Source organism: Mycobacterium sp. 134 (assembly GCF_048282715.1).
In the GTDB taxonomy this organism is placed as follows: Bacteria; Actinomycetota; Actinomycetes; order Mycobacteriales; family Mycobacteriaceae; genus Mycobacterium; species Mycobacterium septicum.
In genome coordinates this window covers 5,457,256-5,472,022 of sequence record NZ_JBLVUN010000008.1, presented here as the reverse complement: position 1 = coordinate 5,472,022, position 14,767 = coordinate 5,457,256, and the positions used below count along the sequence as shown (strand labels likewise).

The window sequence follows — 14,767 nt, the reverse complement described above, 5'->3', positions numbered from 1 at the left end:
TTGCCGCGAAATCGTTAACCGAATTGGTGCGCGATCCGTATGTGATTCAGCTTACGGAGGATGTACATTGTGATCGCTGTCATAAGAAAGGGCGTGCAATGTTCGGTGCAGTTGTAGGCGTACTCCTGCTGGTGCTCGGCATCGGCGCGGTCGCCGGCGTCGTGACGGCTGTGGCGATGGGCTTGCCCACCCTGGCCATCGTGATCGGCCTCATCTCCGGCGCGTTTTTCGCCGGACGCGCCGTTTAGAGCTTCAGCCGCTTTCGCAGGCCGGTCGCTCGGACCGCCTGCCGGGCGATAGCCGCGCGGATTTCCGCCTCGGAACCCACGACGCGCACCCGCGTCTTGGCCCGGGTGATCGCGGTATAGAACAGCTCCCTCGTCAACAGCCGGGAGTCTTCCGGCGGTAGCAGCACGGTGACCTCGTCGGCCTGGCTGCCCTGGGACTTGTGGATCGTCATGGCGTGCATGGTCTCCACCTCGGTGAGCCGGCCCGTCGCGAATGACACGGACCCGCCCACGGTCCCACCCACGACGGCACGCAGCCCGTCCGGGGTGGCGACCGTGACTCCGGTGTCTCCGTTGTAGAGCCTGAGCCCATAGTCGTTGGCCGTCACCAGGATTGGCCGCCCCGCGTACCACGGCGCCCAGGTAGGCTCCCCGGTCGCCTCGGCCAGCCACCGCTGCACCTGACGGTTCCATTGCGCCACGCCGAACGGGCCGTGCCGATGCGCGCACAACAGCCGATGCTCGTCGAGGATGGCCAGCGCCGCACGGGTATCACCCAGCATCGCGGCCTGCCGCAGCGCAAGGGCATGCGGCACAAGCACTTCCCGCAGCCGCTCGGTCGGCTCGGCCGACACCCACTCGACATGCTCACCACCGGCCGCCAGCACCTCCACCGCGCCCGCGGCGTCCCCGGCCCGGATTGCTGACGCCAGCGCGCCGATCGACTCACCGAACCGGTGCGAGGTTTGCAGCGCAGCCACCCCACGCGACCCCAGCCCCTCGACCAGATCGGCCAGCACCGCGCCGGCTTCCACCGAGGCGAGCTGATCGGGATCACCGACCAGAAGCAGGCGGGTTTGCGGGCGCACCGCCTCCAGCAGCCGGGCCATCATGGTCAGCGACACCATCGACGTCTCGTCGACGACGATCACGTCGTGCGGCAGGCGATTCGCCCGGTGATGGCGGAACCGTGACGACGTGTCCGGGCGCGACCCCAGCAGCCGGTGCAGCGTGGTGGCCTGCAGGCCCGAGATCCGCTCACGGTCCACGGCATCGAGCCGGTTCACCTCGAGCTGCACGGCCTCCTGCAGCCGGGCGGCGGCCTTACCGGTCGGCGCGGCCAGCGCGATCCGCAGGGACGGACGACCGGCCAGTGCCGCCTGCTCGGCCAACAGCGCCAACAGCCGCGCCACCGTGGTGGTCTTGCCGGTGCCCGGCCCGCCCGTCAGCACCGTCAACCCCTGCGACAACGCCACTTTCGCCGCGGCCCGCTGCTCCTCGAAACCCGGCGGGAACAGCCGGGCCACGTCGGGCGCCGAGCCGCCCGGCGGGGTGCCCACCAGGGTCAGCACGTCGTCGCAGACCTGCTGTTCCTCCAACCAGTACCGGTCCAGGTACAGCAGATCCCCGAACAACCGCAGCACCGGGGGAGTGCCCGTCAGCGGGCTGGCCGCCACCGCCGCCAGCCACTCGTCGGGCTGGGGCCACGGCAGCTCCGGCAATTGGGCCTGCTCGGCCACCGTACGCAGATCCACGCACACCGAGCCGCCGCGCAGGGCCCGCACCGCCAGCGCCAGCGCCAGTTCCGCCAACGGGTTGGTCTCCTCGGCGAGCGTGCTCAACCGTTGAGCCACCTGCACATCGGCAGGTTCCAGGATCTCGGCGAAAGCGTCCAGCATCACGCGGCTCCCTGATCGAGTAGCTCCGACAGCGCGATCACCAGCGCCGCGGGCGGCTCCCAGCTGAACACCCCGGCCGGATGTCCGTCGACGACGGGTGTCTGCGCCCCGCACATCCCGCGCACGAACAGGTACATCACGCCGCCCAGATGGGTGGCCGGGTCGTAGTCGGGCAGCCGCCACCTCAGGAACCGGTGCAGCACAACGCTGTACAGCAACGCCTGCAGCGGGTAGTCCGAGTGCAGCATGGCCTCGACCATCCGGTCCCGCCCGTAATCGGCCGCCGTGAGGGTCGCGTCACCGGTGCCCAGCCAGTTGGTCTTGTAGTCGACGACGACGAAACGTTGCTCGATCCGCAGCACCACATCCACCGAACCGGACAGGTACCCGCGGAGCGGCTGGCGGCTCAGCAGCCCCGTGGACAACCGGTCGGCATAGACGGCCATGGGATCGTCGGCAGGCAGATGTTCGTCGAGCAGCGCCCCGACGTCGGCCAGCCGCGCGAACTCGCCGCCGCGCAGATCACCGCCTGCCATCGGGAACTCGAAGTCCAGCTCGCACAACCGGTCCCGCATCCCGATCTGGCGCAACGTCACGCCGGGCGCCAACGGGCCCAGCGGGGTGTCGTGCATCGGCACCAGCGCCGCCGCCAACTCGTCGACGGAGACCTCGACCGGCCAGCGCGCCGCATGGCGGCCCACCTCGGCCTGCAGCTCGGCCGTCAGGTCCGCGGCCAGCGGGTCGGTGGTCTCCAGCACCGCATGCACGAGCGAACCGAACGCGGCGCCGGTGGGCAACGACGCCATCGGGGACGGCACGTCGGCACCCTGGGCCGGGGCGACGACAGCGATGTCGGTCGACTCGTCGTCGAGCTCGGCGACCTCGGGTTCGCTGGACACCCCGGAGTTCCCGTCCTCCTCGGCGGCCCGCAGCAGCCCCGAGTACGACGTACGCCGCCACGCGGTGTCGATGGATCGGTGAAAATGTCGCGCCGCCAGATCATCCGGCACCGCAAGCATGGGCACGGGCGTGGCTGGGCAGATCACCGACTCCTCCAGCACCGGACCACCGACGGCCTCCCACGCCCGCAACCGGGCCAGTGCATCGTCATCGGAGACCTTGGCCGGCGCGCACCGGTCGGGCACCGCGTCCTGGCCCGGCGCGCGCCCGCGCAGCAGCCGCGACAGGCCACCGTTCGGCTCGTCGTTCGACGGCGCCCACCACGCCACCACCTGCGACTGGGCCCGCGTCATCGCCACATAGGTCAGGCGGCTGTCATCGGCGGCCGCCTCGGCCGGCCGGCCCGGGTCACCGCCGGGTCCGGCCCGCCGATCTGCAGGCAGCGCACACCTTCGTCGTGGAACAACACCAGATCCGGCTCCGGCACATACCGATTGAACGCGAACGGCAGGTACACGATGGGGAACTGCAGCCCCTTGCTGACCCACACCGTCATGATCTGTACCGCGGCCGCGTCGCTGTCCAGGCGCCGGTTGCGTTCGGACGTGCCGCCGCCCTCGGAGCGCTGGGTGCGCAGCCAATCCCGCAGCGCGGCCAGCCCGAACCCCTCCCGGTGCGCAGTGTCGCCGAGCAGTTGGGTCACGTGGGCCAGGTCGGTCATCAACCGCTCGCCGCCCTGCCACGACAGCACGCGTTTGCCCATGCCGGCCAGCTGCGCGGCCTCGAAGATCGCCGCCACCCCACGCTCGCGGGCATGACCGGCCCAGGTGCGCAGCGTGTCGGCGACCCGGTCGGTCAGCGCATCACCGCCGGCGGCAAGGGTTTCCGCGGTCTCCCCGAAGAACATCGTGGCCGCCGCGGCCCGCACCAACCCGGGCCGGTGCGGCTGGTCGAAGGCCTCCAGCAGATACAACCAGTCCTCGGCCGCCTCGGAATTGAACACATCCGAATCCCCGGTGTAGACCGCGGGGATACCGGCATCCAGCAGCGCGGTGTGGCAGGCCCGGGCGTCCTTGTGGGTCTCGACGATCACCGCGATGTCGCGGGCCTGCAGTCTGTCGCCGTCGAAGGTGGCGCCGCTGGTCAGCAGCGCACCGATGTCGGCGGCCAGGTCCTTGCCGATGTGGTCGCGTAGGTCGGCGATCGGAATCACCTTGGTGCCGGCCCGGTTCCGGGCCACCACCCGCAGCCGGAACGGATCGTTGCGCGGTGCCCCGGCCAGCCGGTGCCCGTGGTGGTTGGCCTGCACGTCGTGCACCACGATGTCCGGTCCGCCGAGTTCGGCGCCGCGCAGGACCGCCTGCAGGCGGTCCACCAGCACGCTGTCGCTGCGCCAGTTGGTGCCCAGCGTCTGCTTGTCACCGGCGGTGGCCGCGGCCCGCAGATAGGTGTCGATGTCCCCGCCGCGGAATGCGTAGATCGCCTGCTTCGGGTCACCGATCAGGATCAGGGTGGACTGCCCGGAGAAGGCCCGCTCGATCACCTGCCACTGCACCGGGTCGGTGTCCTGGAACTCGTCGACCATCACGATCGGCCAGCGCTGCGCCATGCGGACCCGTGCGGCGGAATCCGCTGTTCCGAGCGCCCCGGCCAGCCGGGTCAGCAGATCGTCATAGCCCAGCACACCGCGGCGGCGCTTGCGAATCTCCAACTCCGCCAGCACTGCCCGCGCGAAACCGAGCCGTATCCCCGCCGGGGACTCCGGCTCGGGATCCAGCGGCCGCAGTTCGGTCGCCGGGTTGGCCACCACGACCCGGGCCAGCCGCAGCGCCTCGGCATACCCCAGTTCCGGAACGTCCCGCTGAGCACCGAAGTGGGCGAGATACAGATCGTCGACGATCTCGCACACCAGCTCGTCGAGACTCTCGACCAGCGTCACACCCGAATCGCTGTCCCCGGCCACGCCGAGGGACTTCAGCACGATCTGGCAGAACTGGTGCGTGGTCGCGATGGTCGCGGCGTCGAAACCGGCCAGCGCGTCGCGCAGCCGCTGCCCGCGGGCCTGCTGATCGTCGGATATCAGGTACCGCAGCAGATCGTTGTCGGCCCGCGAGGGATCCTCCAATGCCACCAGAGCGCCGACGATCTGGGCGCGCACCCGCTCGCGCAACTCCTGACTGGCGGCCCGGCCGAACGTGATGAGCAGCATCTGATCCAGCGTCGCCGCACCCTCGGCCACCAGCCTGGTCACCAAACCGGCCAGCGCGAACGTCTTGCCGGTGCCCGCGCTGGCCTCCAACACCGTGGTGCTGTTCTTCTGCGGCAGCGGGCCGAGCAGATCGAAGACGTTCACGACGGCGACCTCTCGGCCTGTAGCTGGGCTCGTAGGACTGGAAGCCACAACCGCTCCGAGTACTCACCCAGCCCGGCCAACCGGCTCAACGGCACACCGCGGCCCCACGCCCGCACATGCGCGGGCGCCTCGTCCTCGCCGGGGAATCTGGAGCTGCGCCACCGGAATCCGGCTTCCCGCTCCGGATCGTCACCGGCGTGCCGCGCGGCCGCCCACGCATAGGAGGTCTTGATGGGCAGCGGCAACGGCTCCCGGCGGCCCGCGTCGTAGATGGCCACCAGATCGGCCAGCAGCGCGACCGGATCGTCCGGGCGGCCCAGCCCTTCGACGCGCGGGTTGTCGCCGCGCCGGGGCCGGCCGATGCACACCGCCGACCAGTCCCGCTCCGGGTACGCGGCGGCCAACGCCAACAACGGAATCCAGGATTGCAGCAGGTGCTTGCCGTCGAGCTTGGAATACGTCACCGATACCAGCCGGTCGCCGAACACCGGGGAGACCGTGCCGGTCAGCCGCCGCCCGGTGCCCAGATCGATGTCGACGTCGTAGGCCTGCGGGTCGGTGCTGCGGTGCCGCAATGCCTCTGCGGCCAGCAGTGCGCACTGATCCCGCAGCGCGATCGCCCGGCGCCAGCCCAACTGTCCCGGCGGCAGGGTGCCGCGACGCCACTCGGCCTGCTGAGCGTCGGCAGGGGTCATGCCGCGCAGGATGTCGCTCAGCATGCGATCGCCGACGGTCCATTCCTCCAACGCGTCGATGTCGACCGGCATCACGTCCGACACCCCGTCCACATCCCAGGGCAGCGTGTACTCCAGCGCGCGGAAGAAGCCCTTCACCGGATCCTTGAAGAACGTGACGAGATCCTCCAGCGCGACATCCCCGGTGGGCGGTGCCGGCAGTGGGTGGGCGAAGAACGGCGGCCGGTCGGCTCGTTGCCCGGCGCTGGCTTGGGCCGCGGTGAGCACCGTGGGGTCGAACGTGAACGGGCCGGCGGGCAGCAGAGCGCCCGGAGTGACGTTGCGGATGTCGAAGGGCTGCAACGGGTGTGCCGTCAGCACGTCCACGGGTTGCTCGGCGGTGATCGTGAGCGTGTCCAGCAGCTCGGCCAGCGGCACCGCCGGAGGGCGGGCCTGACCGGAGTATTCGTTGGCGCCGGTGTAGGTGACGACGAGGGTCTGGGTGGCCGCGCCGATCGCGTCGAGCAGCAACTGGCGGTCCTCGGAACGGATGTCGCGTTCGCCGGTGCGCGGATCGCGGGCCAGCGCGTCGTCGCCGTCGACGGCACCCAGCCGGGGAAAGATCCCGTCGTCCAACCCGACCAGGCACACCACCCGGTGTGGCACCGAGCGCATCGGCACCATGGTGCACACCGTCAGCGTGCCGGTGCGGAAGTTGGCCCGCGTCGGCCGCCCGGCCAGGTGCCGATCCAGCAGTGCGCGAACATCGCTGAGCCGCATGGGCGTAGCGGGCGCGCCGGCAGCCTCGGTGATCTCGGTGAATTCGCGCTGCACCTGGGCGGCAGTCCACTCCTCGTCGGAGTAGGCGAGCGCCTCGATCCCGGTGCTCAGCGCGGACAGCCACTCACCGAGGGGGCGAACCCCGCTGAGCTGATCGACGGCTTGCCTGAGCTTCTCTACGAAGTCGGCGAACCGGCCGGCCAGCTCGACCCGGTTGCTGCTGACGTCGTCGAGCGGCAGCGTGGTGCCCAGCCAGGCGTGCGAATCGTCGGACATCGCCACCCCGGCCAGCACCCGGTCGATACCGAAACGCCAGGTGTTGTGCAGGAATTCGACGCCGTACGGGCTGCGATGCTCCTGATCGAAACCCCACCGGATGTTGGCCTCACGCACCCAGGCGGTGATGGCCTCCAGGTCGTCGTCGGTGAATCCGAACCGGGCCCGCACCGGATCCGACTCAGCCAGGTTGAGCACCTCACTCGCGGTGGCCCGCCCGCCGGCCAGGGTCAGCACCGACGCCGCTACCGACAGCAGCGGATTGGTCTGCACCAGGGCACGATCGGCCAGCCGTACCCGCAGCTTGTGCGCCGGATGCGCGCCGCGCACCACATCGCCGAGCCCGAAGCCCGCCGTGATCAGCGGCGCGTAGGTCTCGATGTCGGGGCACATCACCAGGATGTCGCGCGGCTCGAGGGTGGGATCGTCGGCGAGCAGGCCCAGCAGCACCTCGCGCAGCACCTCGATCTGGCGGGCAGGGCCGTGGCAGCTGTGTACCTGCACCGAGCGGTCCTCAGGCCGGGGTACCCGCCCGGCGGGGCGAACCGCGTTGGCGGCGATGTCGGACTGCAGCCAGCCCAGCACGGTGTCCGGATAGCCCGCGCCGCTGAGGTATTCGTCGGTATCGGGGACCGGCAGGCTGCGCTGCAGCTCCCGCAGGTCCCGGCCCAGGGTGGCCAGCAGCGGGTGGCCGACATCGCGGTGGCTGCTGTCCTCACGGCGGGGGAGCGGTCCGGTGTGCGCGGTCAGGGACTGCCACAGGTCGTCACTGGGGTGTGGCAGCCACAGATGCAGATCGTGATGAGTGGCCAGCGCGGTGAGCAGTTCGATCTCGGTGACCGGCAGCCGGGTGTGCCCGAACAGCGACAGCCGCTCGGGCAGGTCACTCGGTGATTCAGCGAGCCGGGCAAGGGTTTTCGCATGCCGGATGTGCGGCGGCTCGGCGTCGATCCGCTCGGCCAGCGCCTGCCACAGCGGGGCCTGCCAGGACAGGTCGTCGGGCAGGCCGTCCCAGTCGACCAGAAGGTGCGGGCGCTGCCGCGCGTAGGAGGCGAACAGCCCGGCCAACCGGCGGGCCACCGCATAGCGCCGGCCCTGACGCAGCTCGTACTCGTCACCGGTCTCGAAGTGGCCCAGGTGCGTGGCCACCGGCCGGCACCATGGCTGGTCCAGGTTCTCGTCGATGACCGCCAGCAGGGGCCAGGCCATCGCGTCGGCCGACCAGGGATCCTCATCGGCGGTCCCGGTCAGCTCGGCGATCAGCGAACGCGGGTTGCGGAACTCGACCGCCGCGCATACTCCGAGCCGGTTCGACAGCCGCTGGCTCAGCCAGCGCTCCACGCCCTTGGCCGGGACCAGCACGAGCTCCTGGGCGAACGGATCAGACGGGGGTTGAGACAGCAGACCGGACAGTCCGTCGGCGAGCAGATCGGTGCGCTCGGCCCGGTGCAGGTGCAATGCCATCGACACACACGATAAGACCGCGGGCCGACACCGAAAACCCCAGGCCGACGATCCTGAGCAAATCGACTGACAGCCCGCCTGCGGCCGCCGCACACTGATTGGGATGCGCGTTGTGGTCAGCGGTACCTGCGACGGCGCCGACGCCGCTATCCGGGCGGAACTGGGGCGCAGGGGACACCAGCTGTCTGAGGCCGGCAGTGTCGTCGTGCGGCTGGAATCCCGCGGCATCACGGTGACGCGGGACGCCGAACTGCGTGTCGAGCTGGCCCCGGTGCTGGGCCGGGATTCGGCCGGTGTGACACGCCTGCGGTTCGCCGCACCCGTCATCGTCGGGGGCAGGAAGCGACCCAACCGGGTGCAATTCGTTCACCCCGATGACGTCGCGCGCTTCATCGCCGACGCGGTCGAAAACCCGGACTGGGCCGGGGACGTGGGCCTGGCCGCCGACTCGCTGCCGTTGCGGCAGGTGGCCGCGCTTCTTGGCAAGCCGTACATCGAGCGGGCCCGCGAGGTCGACCCCGAGCTGGACACCGCCCGGCTGAGCGCATTCGGATTCCGGCCCGCGTGGTCGGCGGCAGACTGCGTGCGGGACTTCGCCAAATCCAACCGGGCGCACATCGCCCTACGCGGTAGGCAGATTCGGCTGCCGTGGCGTTACCCGTGGGTGCGGGTGCCCACCCGGGCGCCGGCCCTGCGATATCCGGCGAGCGAAGCTCGCGGCGAGTTCGATACCGACATCGACCCGCGCTGGCCCGCATACACCGCGGTGAACACCACCGAGGCGTTCCCGGGGCCGATGACGCCGTTGTCGCTGGAACTTTCGCTCGACGGCATGCGGGCCATGGGGGTGCACGCGGTCGAGGCGATGAGCGTGGACGGCGAGTTGCGCCGCGCGGTCATCGAGGAGCAGACCGGGGCGTTCGGCCACCGCATCTACGCCAACCTGACGGTGCTGTTCGCGGCCGGCGCGGTACTTCCCGCCGCCGGGCCCGCGGGCTGGCGCGACAAGCTGTTCGGCGCCGGCTATGACGACAACGGCTCGGACACCACACGGGCGGGGCTGTGGGCCAAGGCGCGCCGGTTGCCGCGGTTACTGGTGTTCGTGGCATCTTCCGGTACCGAGACCAAGCGGATGGATGGCGACGCGCGCGGCCGGCAACGCGGTGCCGCGTATTACGCGAGCCGGTCCGACGTGCAGCTTCGTGACGAATTGCGTTGTCTGCACGACGAAGTCGTCGACGCCTGGGGCACGGCCGCGCTCATCACCCTGGCCTCGGTGTCGTTCACCGGCGTTCTGGAGATCCTGGCCCGCCGCTCGCTGTCCACCGAATTCTTCGGCGGGATGGAGAAATTGGCGAGCGCGGGTCTGACCGTGGCCACCCGGTCGCTGGCCGCCGAGGTCGCGTGGGCCCCCGCGATCACGGCCGTCCTCAGGGAACACCGGCCCGCGTCGGCCCTCGAACTGCTGAGGACGCAGCACCCGGAGTTCGTCGCACGGCTCGATGATGTGGTCGCCGCGTGGGGCCACCGCGGACCGGGGGAGAGCGAACTGGCCAACCCGGTCTTCGCCGACGACCCGGCAGTGTTGCTGGAGGTGGTCGGCAAGCTCGCGGGCGCTACCCAACATCGGGTGCCCGAGCCGGCGATGTCGCCGTGGGTGCGATTGCTGACCTGGGTCGGGGCGTGGTTCCAGCGGTCCAGGGAGCGCGGCCGGGATGCCGCGATCCGCCTCACCCACGAATATCGGCTCGTTGCCCGAGAACTGGGCGCCCGGCTGGTGGTGCAGGGCGTCATCGTCGACCCCGACGACGTATTCTACCTCGTGCTCGACGAACTGCTGTGGCCTCCGCTGGACGTCCGGTACCTGGTGTTGCGCCGGCGGGCCGAGCGGGCGCGTCTGGAGCGCGAACGGCCACCGCTGGACTTCGTCGGGACCTGGACACCGAGTCCGGAGACTGTCCCCGAAATCGGATGCGGCGAAGCGCTTTCCGGGATACCGGCATCTGTCGGTTCCGTCACGGGCCGGGTCCGGGTGGTGACCGTGGAATCGCTGCACCAACTCAGCCCGGGCGAAATCCTGGTCGCCGACAGCATCGACGTCGGCTGGACGCCGTACTTCACCTACGCGGCCGCGGTGGTCCTGAGCACCGGGGCCACGATGTCGCATGCCGCGATCATCGCCCGGGAGTTCGGCATCCCGTGCGTGGTCGGGTCGAAGACCGCCAGCCGGGTGCTACGCACCGGCCACATCGTCGAGGTCGACGGCGCCGCCGGACGCATCGTGCGGGTGGCCTGAGCCTCAGGCCGCCACGGGATTCGGGGCCGACAACGCCGCGGGGCGGGCGGCCAGGGTGACTGCCAGCGTCACCGCACCGGCGATCATGAAGGCCACCCGCACGTCGAACACGTCGGCCGCACCGCCCAGCAGTGCCGCCGCGAACGGGCGCGACCCGAGGAAGCCGACGAGCCACAACGCCATGATTCGGCCCCGCAGTTCCTCGGGGGCACGCTCCTGCACGACGGTGCTCAGACCCGTCATCGCCCAGCCGAAACCCAGCCCCGCGATCGCGAAACCCGCCAGGGCCAAGGCCGTCACGGTGCTCAGCGCCAGCAGGCCCGACCCGGCGACCAGCATCCACAGCCCGATCGCCGACACCCGGGCGGCGGGCACCCGGCCACGCAAAGAGGCCAGCACCACCATGCCGACGGCCGCGCCGATGCCGAACGCCGCCGACAACGCACCCACCAGGTGGGCGCCGCCGCCGAGGTCCTCGGCCATCGACGGGGTGAGCGTGATGGACGGATCGGAGGCGAAGCCCACCGTCGTCACGGCCAGCAGCGCCAGCAGCAGCGGGCGGTCCCGCCAGACGTAGGCCAGCGCCGCACGCACCCGGTAGTCACCGTCCGGGCTGCGCTCGGGCCGGGCCGGAAAGGTGACCAGCAGCAGGAAGATCGCGAACACCATGTGCAGGCCCGCGCTGATCGCGAAACCCGGCGCGGCACCGAGGCGGGCTGCCAGGAACGCGCCGATGGCCGGGCCCAGGATGCGGCCGATGGTCATCGGAATGCTGTTGAGCGCCATGGCCGTCGGCAGTTCGCCGTCGCGGATGAGGCTCGGCACGACCGACTGCATGGCCGGGCCGCCGATGACGAATCCGAAACCCACGAGGGTGGAGCCGACCAGTACCGGGACCGCCGCGGCGGTGCCCTGCAGGTCGGGCGACAGGTACAGCCAGAGTGCGGTCGAGCCGGAGCCGATGATGCACAACACCCGGCCCCACAGGATCTGGCGGGCCGGGTTGCCGACGTCGGCCCACTTGCCGCTGGTCGGGCTCAGGATGAGCTGGGGGAGGAACTGTGCGACGCCGACCATGCCCACCATCACCGCCGAGCCGGTGGCGTCGAAGATCACGATGGCCGCCACGATGCCGTGCGTCCACACCGCGACGACGGAGAACATCTTGCCCCAGAACAAGGCACCGAAGACCGGGTCGAACATCAGCCGCAGGGCGCCGCGCGGCTGCGGGCGGGCAGTGGTCTGGGCCGTCACGAACAGATCCCCCGCTCGAAATCGGTCACCAGCTGCTCCAGCAGGTCGACGAGTTTGTCGACATCGGACTCGGGCCAGTCGGCCACGGTCTCGGCGACCATCTCCCGCCGCCGTTCGGTGACGTCGGCGAGGGCCTGCCGTCCCGCGTCGGTGAGGGTGAGCTCGCAGCGACGCTGATCCTTGGCGGCAAGGGTTTTGGTCAGCAGGCCGGCGGCGACGACATTGGCGACGGTGCGGCTGGCGGTGGAGTGCTCGACGGCCATGTTCTCGGCCACCTCGCCGACCGACGCGCTCTGGCCGGCCTTCTCCCGCTGCTCGACGGCCCGCAACACCCGCAGCGTCGACAGTGACGGGACACTGCCCGATGCGTCGATCAGCCGGCGCCGCCACCCCGGGCGTTGCCGGACGGTGTGGATGCGCACGAGGAGCTCGTCGAGTTGGTTGTAGCGAGGCACTATATGTGCATAGCACATACATGTATTGGTGCGGTCGGCGGTGCGGTGTCATCTCTCCTGTCTCCGCGTTCGTAACGCCACGGCGAAGAATCACGCGTTTTACCGCCGTGGTGTTACGAACGTGAGTGGACCACCCCGTCGCCGGGGCGAGTTTTGCCGTCAATCGCGGTGGTAGCCGGCCCATACGATTACTGGATGTCGGAGGGGATGGTCCGGCCCGTGCGGTGGCTGACCTTTTTGCTTCTGTGCTGGCTGGTGCTGATGGCGGGTGGCTGTGCGCCGCAGCCGGATGTGATCGCAACCGACGATGACAATGGCGGTCAGGTCCAGGTCCGGAACGGTCAGCTGTTCGACATCGTGCTCGCCGACGACTACGACCAAACCGGTTGCCAGTGGCGCAAGGAGCACAACTCGGCCCCCGACGTCGTGGAGTACCTGGGCCAGCTTTACCAGCCTGCCCGGAAGCCGCCTGCGGGAAACGGCAATGGCACCAACACCATGAGATACCGAGCGCAGCAGACGGGAACTGCGCAGGTCAGCCTGGTCGAGTCCGACAATGGTGACCGGGTGTGCCGGCGCTACGCGGTCACCGTCACGGTGGGCCCTCAGACCTTGTGGGACGGCATCGCCTCCGGCGCCGAGTACGTTCTCCCGTACGCGGCCGCGGTGGTGGTCATGGTGACGGTGTTCGGGTTGATCGGGCGCCTGGTGTACCTGCTGGTGCGGCGCCGACGTGGGTAAGGCTGTGAGACAGACTGCCTAGCCCGCGAATTCCTTTGCCAGCCCGTCGATTCCAGCGCGGATCGCGGTGACGGCCTCGGCGCGGGCCTTGAGCTTGCTGGCCACGTGTGCACCGGTGTTCAAGGTTGCGGCGGCTTCGGCGGCCACCTCCTGGGCGCGGGACAGCACCGAGCCTGCCTCGACGACCTCGTCGAGCCAGCCGCCCGCGATGGCCGCGTCACCGGTGAACACCGCGGCCATGGAGACTCCGCGTTGAAAGGCGGCGCGGGTCAAGCGCATCCGCATGATCTCGATGGCCGAGATCGGCAGCGTCATCCCGATCTTGACCTCGTTGGCCTGGCACCGCGACGTCACCGAACCGACCCGATGATCACCGGAGAGCAGCAGGAACGAGCCCATCGCGATGGCGTGTCCGGTCGCGGCCATGATCACCGGCACCGGGAAGGTCAGACACCGCACCGACAGCTCGAAACCGCCGGCGAGCATGGCCAGGGTCGCCGCCGCATCGCCGGCCGAGAACACGCTCAGGTCGAACCCGCCGCTGAACACCTTCGAATTGCCCGCCAGCACCACGGCTTTCACCTCGCCGGCAGCCGCTCCGGCGGCCGCCTGATCCAGCGCCGCGTTGATCTCGGCCTGCATCGCAGGCGACAGTGCGTTTACTTTGCCGTCGTCCATCGTGATCGTGGCGACGGCATCGTTGAGCTCGTAGCTCACCAGGCTGCTCATCGCACTGATGCTAGCGAGTGGCCTCAGGCCCGATGACGCCTGCCGGAGGTTGCCGCCGGTTTGATCAGATCGGTCTCGGGATCGTCATCGTCGTAATCGTCGTCGTCATCGTCATGGCTGGCCTCGTACCGGTCGCGCCAGCGGGACCGCACCTCGGTGCCCAGGGCATTGATGCGGTTGATCTCGTTCCGCAGCGTCTGCTCGTCGGACTCCTTGGCCGCGTACTGGAAATAGGTCAGCACACCGCGCAACAACTCCAGCTTCTGCTTCTCCCGGCGCGCCTGGTCATGGGTGGTCAGCAGCTCCATGCGGTCCACCGGCGGCAGCGTCGCCCAATCGAGCACCGCGGTGTTGCGCAGCTTGCGGCCGCTGGGCTTGCCGGGGGAGCCCGGCTCGTCGTAGTAGGTGACCGCGCCGTCGAAGCGGGACGCGATCGCCTCGCCCAATTGCTTGCGGTCCAACGCCGAATCCCACACGATGCGCCACTCCTGCGACGGCGCCAGGTACGGGATCTCGGCGGGCAGATTCAGCGGCACGATGTCGACGAAGTTGTCGTCGTAGGAGCTTTCGTACTTGCCGACCGTAGGTGGGTTCGCGAATTCGAACCGCAAACCGTAGGCCGGCCGTTGCCCGTAGTTGCGGACGACGAGTTCGACCAGGTGCCAATCGGCACTACTGGGCTCCATGAACATCGACACGTTGGGCTGAGTCAGCTCGGCCTGCCGCTCCTTGGCCTTCAGATACTGCCGCCACGCATATATCAGCGCGATGACGACGACGATGATCGCCACCCATGCTGCGAGTGCCGTCCACGCACCCGGTTCGAAACTAGCCAACTCACGCCCCCGCTCCGTGACTGAATCGATGATCCCCACCAAGTGGGTATATCACGGACATCAGGCGTGGGCAGCGGTCCGGCTCAGCAAACTTTGGCCAAAA

Annotated in this window: 9 protein-coding genes and 1 pseudogene; 3 read left to right on the top strand and 7 right to left on the bottom strand. The window is 69.7% G+C overall.

From position 1 onward, the window contains the following. Window positions 1-98 precede the first annotated feature (98 nt). Window positions 99-248, top strand: a complete 150-nt coding sequence (locus tag ACNQVK_RS31035) for a hypothetical protein (protein ID WP_090424544.1) — start codon at window positions 99-101, stop codon at window positions 246-248. Here the strand turns inward: ACNQVK_RS31035 and recD are convergent. The 3 genes and pseudogenes from recD to recC all read right to left on the bottom strand — a co-directional run bounded on the left by recD (window position 245) and on the right by recC (window position 8,353). Beyond that, window positions 245-1,906: an exodeoxyribonuclease V subunit alpha gene (gene recD, locus ACNQVK_RS31030; RefSeq protein ID WP_418032565.1), complete on the bottom strand. Its 1,662-nt coding sequence runs from the start codon at window positions 1,904-1,906 to the stop codon at window positions 245-247. The two genes, ACNQVK_RS31035 and recD, sit on opposite strands and share 4 nt — an antisense overlap. Next, window positions 1,906-5,159, bottom strand: a pseudogene (gene recB / locus ACNQVK_RS31025) (exodeoxyribonuclease V subunit beta). Before recB ends, recD begins: the two are co-directional and overlap by 1 nt. Beyond that, window positions 5,156-8,353, bottom strand: coding sequence for an exodeoxyribonuclease V subunit gamma (recC, locus tag ACNQVK_RS31020; protein WP_418032564.1), 3,198 nt, complete (start codon window positions 8,351-8,353; stop codon window positions 5,156-5,158). Before recC ends, recB begins: the two are co-directional and overlap by 4 nt. Window positions 8,354-8,456: 103 nt before the next feature. On the opposite strand from recC, the gene ACNQVK_RS31015 reads away from it, so the two are divergent. Beyond that, window positions 8,457-10,649 (top strand): PEP-utilizing enzyme, encoded by a 2,193-nt coding sequence (locus ACNQVK_RS31015; RefSeq protein WP_418032563.1) that lies wholly within the window; start codon window positions 8,457-8,459, stop codon window positions 10,647-10,649. A 3-nt stretch (window positions 10,650-10,652) separates the two neighbouring features. Here ACNQVK_RS31015 and ACNQVK_RS31010 read toward each other — a convergent pair whose 3' ends face one another. Beyond that, entirely contained in the window at window positions 10,653-11,903 is a 1,251-nt protein-coding gene (locus ACNQVK_RS31010; RefSeq protein ID WP_418032562.1) for an MFS transporter, read from the bottom strand. Beyond that, window positions 11,900-12,376 (bottom strand): MarR family winged helix-turn-helix transcriptional regulator, encoded by a 477-nt coding sequence (locus ACNQVK_RS31005; protein ID WP_418032561.1) that lies wholly within the window; start codon window positions 12,374-12,376, stop codon window positions 11,900-11,902. Before ACNQVK_RS31005 ends, ACNQVK_RS31010 begins: the two co-directional genes overlap by 4 nt. A 177-nt stretch (window positions 12,377-12,553) precedes the next feature. On the opposite strand from ACNQVK_RS31005, the gene ACNQVK_RS31000 reads away from it, so the two are divergent. Next, window positions 12,554-13,099: a protease inhibitor I42 family protein gene (locus tag ACNQVK_RS31000; protein ID WP_418032560.1), complete on the top strand. Its 546-nt coding sequence runs from the start codon at window positions 12,554-12,556 to the stop codon at window positions 13,097-13,099. 18 nt (window positions 13,100-13,117) lie between these two features. Here ACNQVK_RS31000 and ACNQVK_RS30995 read toward each other — a convergent pair whose 3' ends face one another. Together ACNQVK_RS30995 and ACNQVK_RS30990 are read right to left on the bottom strand one after the other, a co-directional pair. Next, complete coding sequence (locus ACNQVK_RS30995) at window positions 13,118-13,828, bottom strand: crotonase/enoyl-CoA hydratase family protein (RefSeq protein ID WP_418032559.1); 711 nt, start codon at window positions 13,826-13,828, stop codon at window positions 13,118-13,120. Window positions 13,829-13,851: 23 nt separating this feature from the next. Next, window positions 13,852-14,703 carry a hypothetical protein gene (locus ACNQVK_RS30990; protein WP_049924876.1) on the bottom strand — a complete coding sequence of 284 codons (852 nt, stop codon included), beginning with the start codon at window positions 14,701-14,703 and terminating at the stop codon, window positions 13,852-13,854. Window positions 14,704-14,767: the final 64 nt, after the last annotated feature.

Coding starts and splice junctions, on each gene's coding strand:
- ACNQVK_RS31035 (WP_090424544.1), top strand. CDS start 99: ATGTTCGGTGCAGTTGTAGGCGTACTCCTGCTGGTGCTCGGCATCGGC.
- recD (WP_418032565.1), bottom strand. CDS start 1,906: ATGCTGGACGCTTTCGCCGAGATCCTGGAACCTGCCGATGTGCAGGTG.
- recC (WP_418032564.1), bottom strand. CDS start 8,353: ATGGCATTGCACCTGCACCGGGCCGAGCGCACCGATCTGCTCGCCGAC.
- ACNQVK_RS31015 (WP_418032563.1), top strand. CDS start 8,457: ATGCGCGTTGTGGTCAGCGGTACCTGCGACGGCGCCGACGCCGCTATC.
- ACNQVK_RS31005 (WP_418032561.1), bottom strand. CDS start 12,376: ATGTGCTATGCACATATAGTGCCTCGCTACAACCAACTCGACGAGCTC.
- ACNQVK_RS31000 (WP_418032560.1), top strand. CDS start 12,554: ATGTCGGAGGGGATGGTCCGGCCCGTGCGGTGGCTGACCTTTTTGCTT.
- ACNQVK_RS30995 (WP_418032559.1), bottom strand. CDS start 13,828: ATGAGCAGCCTGGTGAGCTACGAGCTCAACGATGCCGTCGCCACGATC.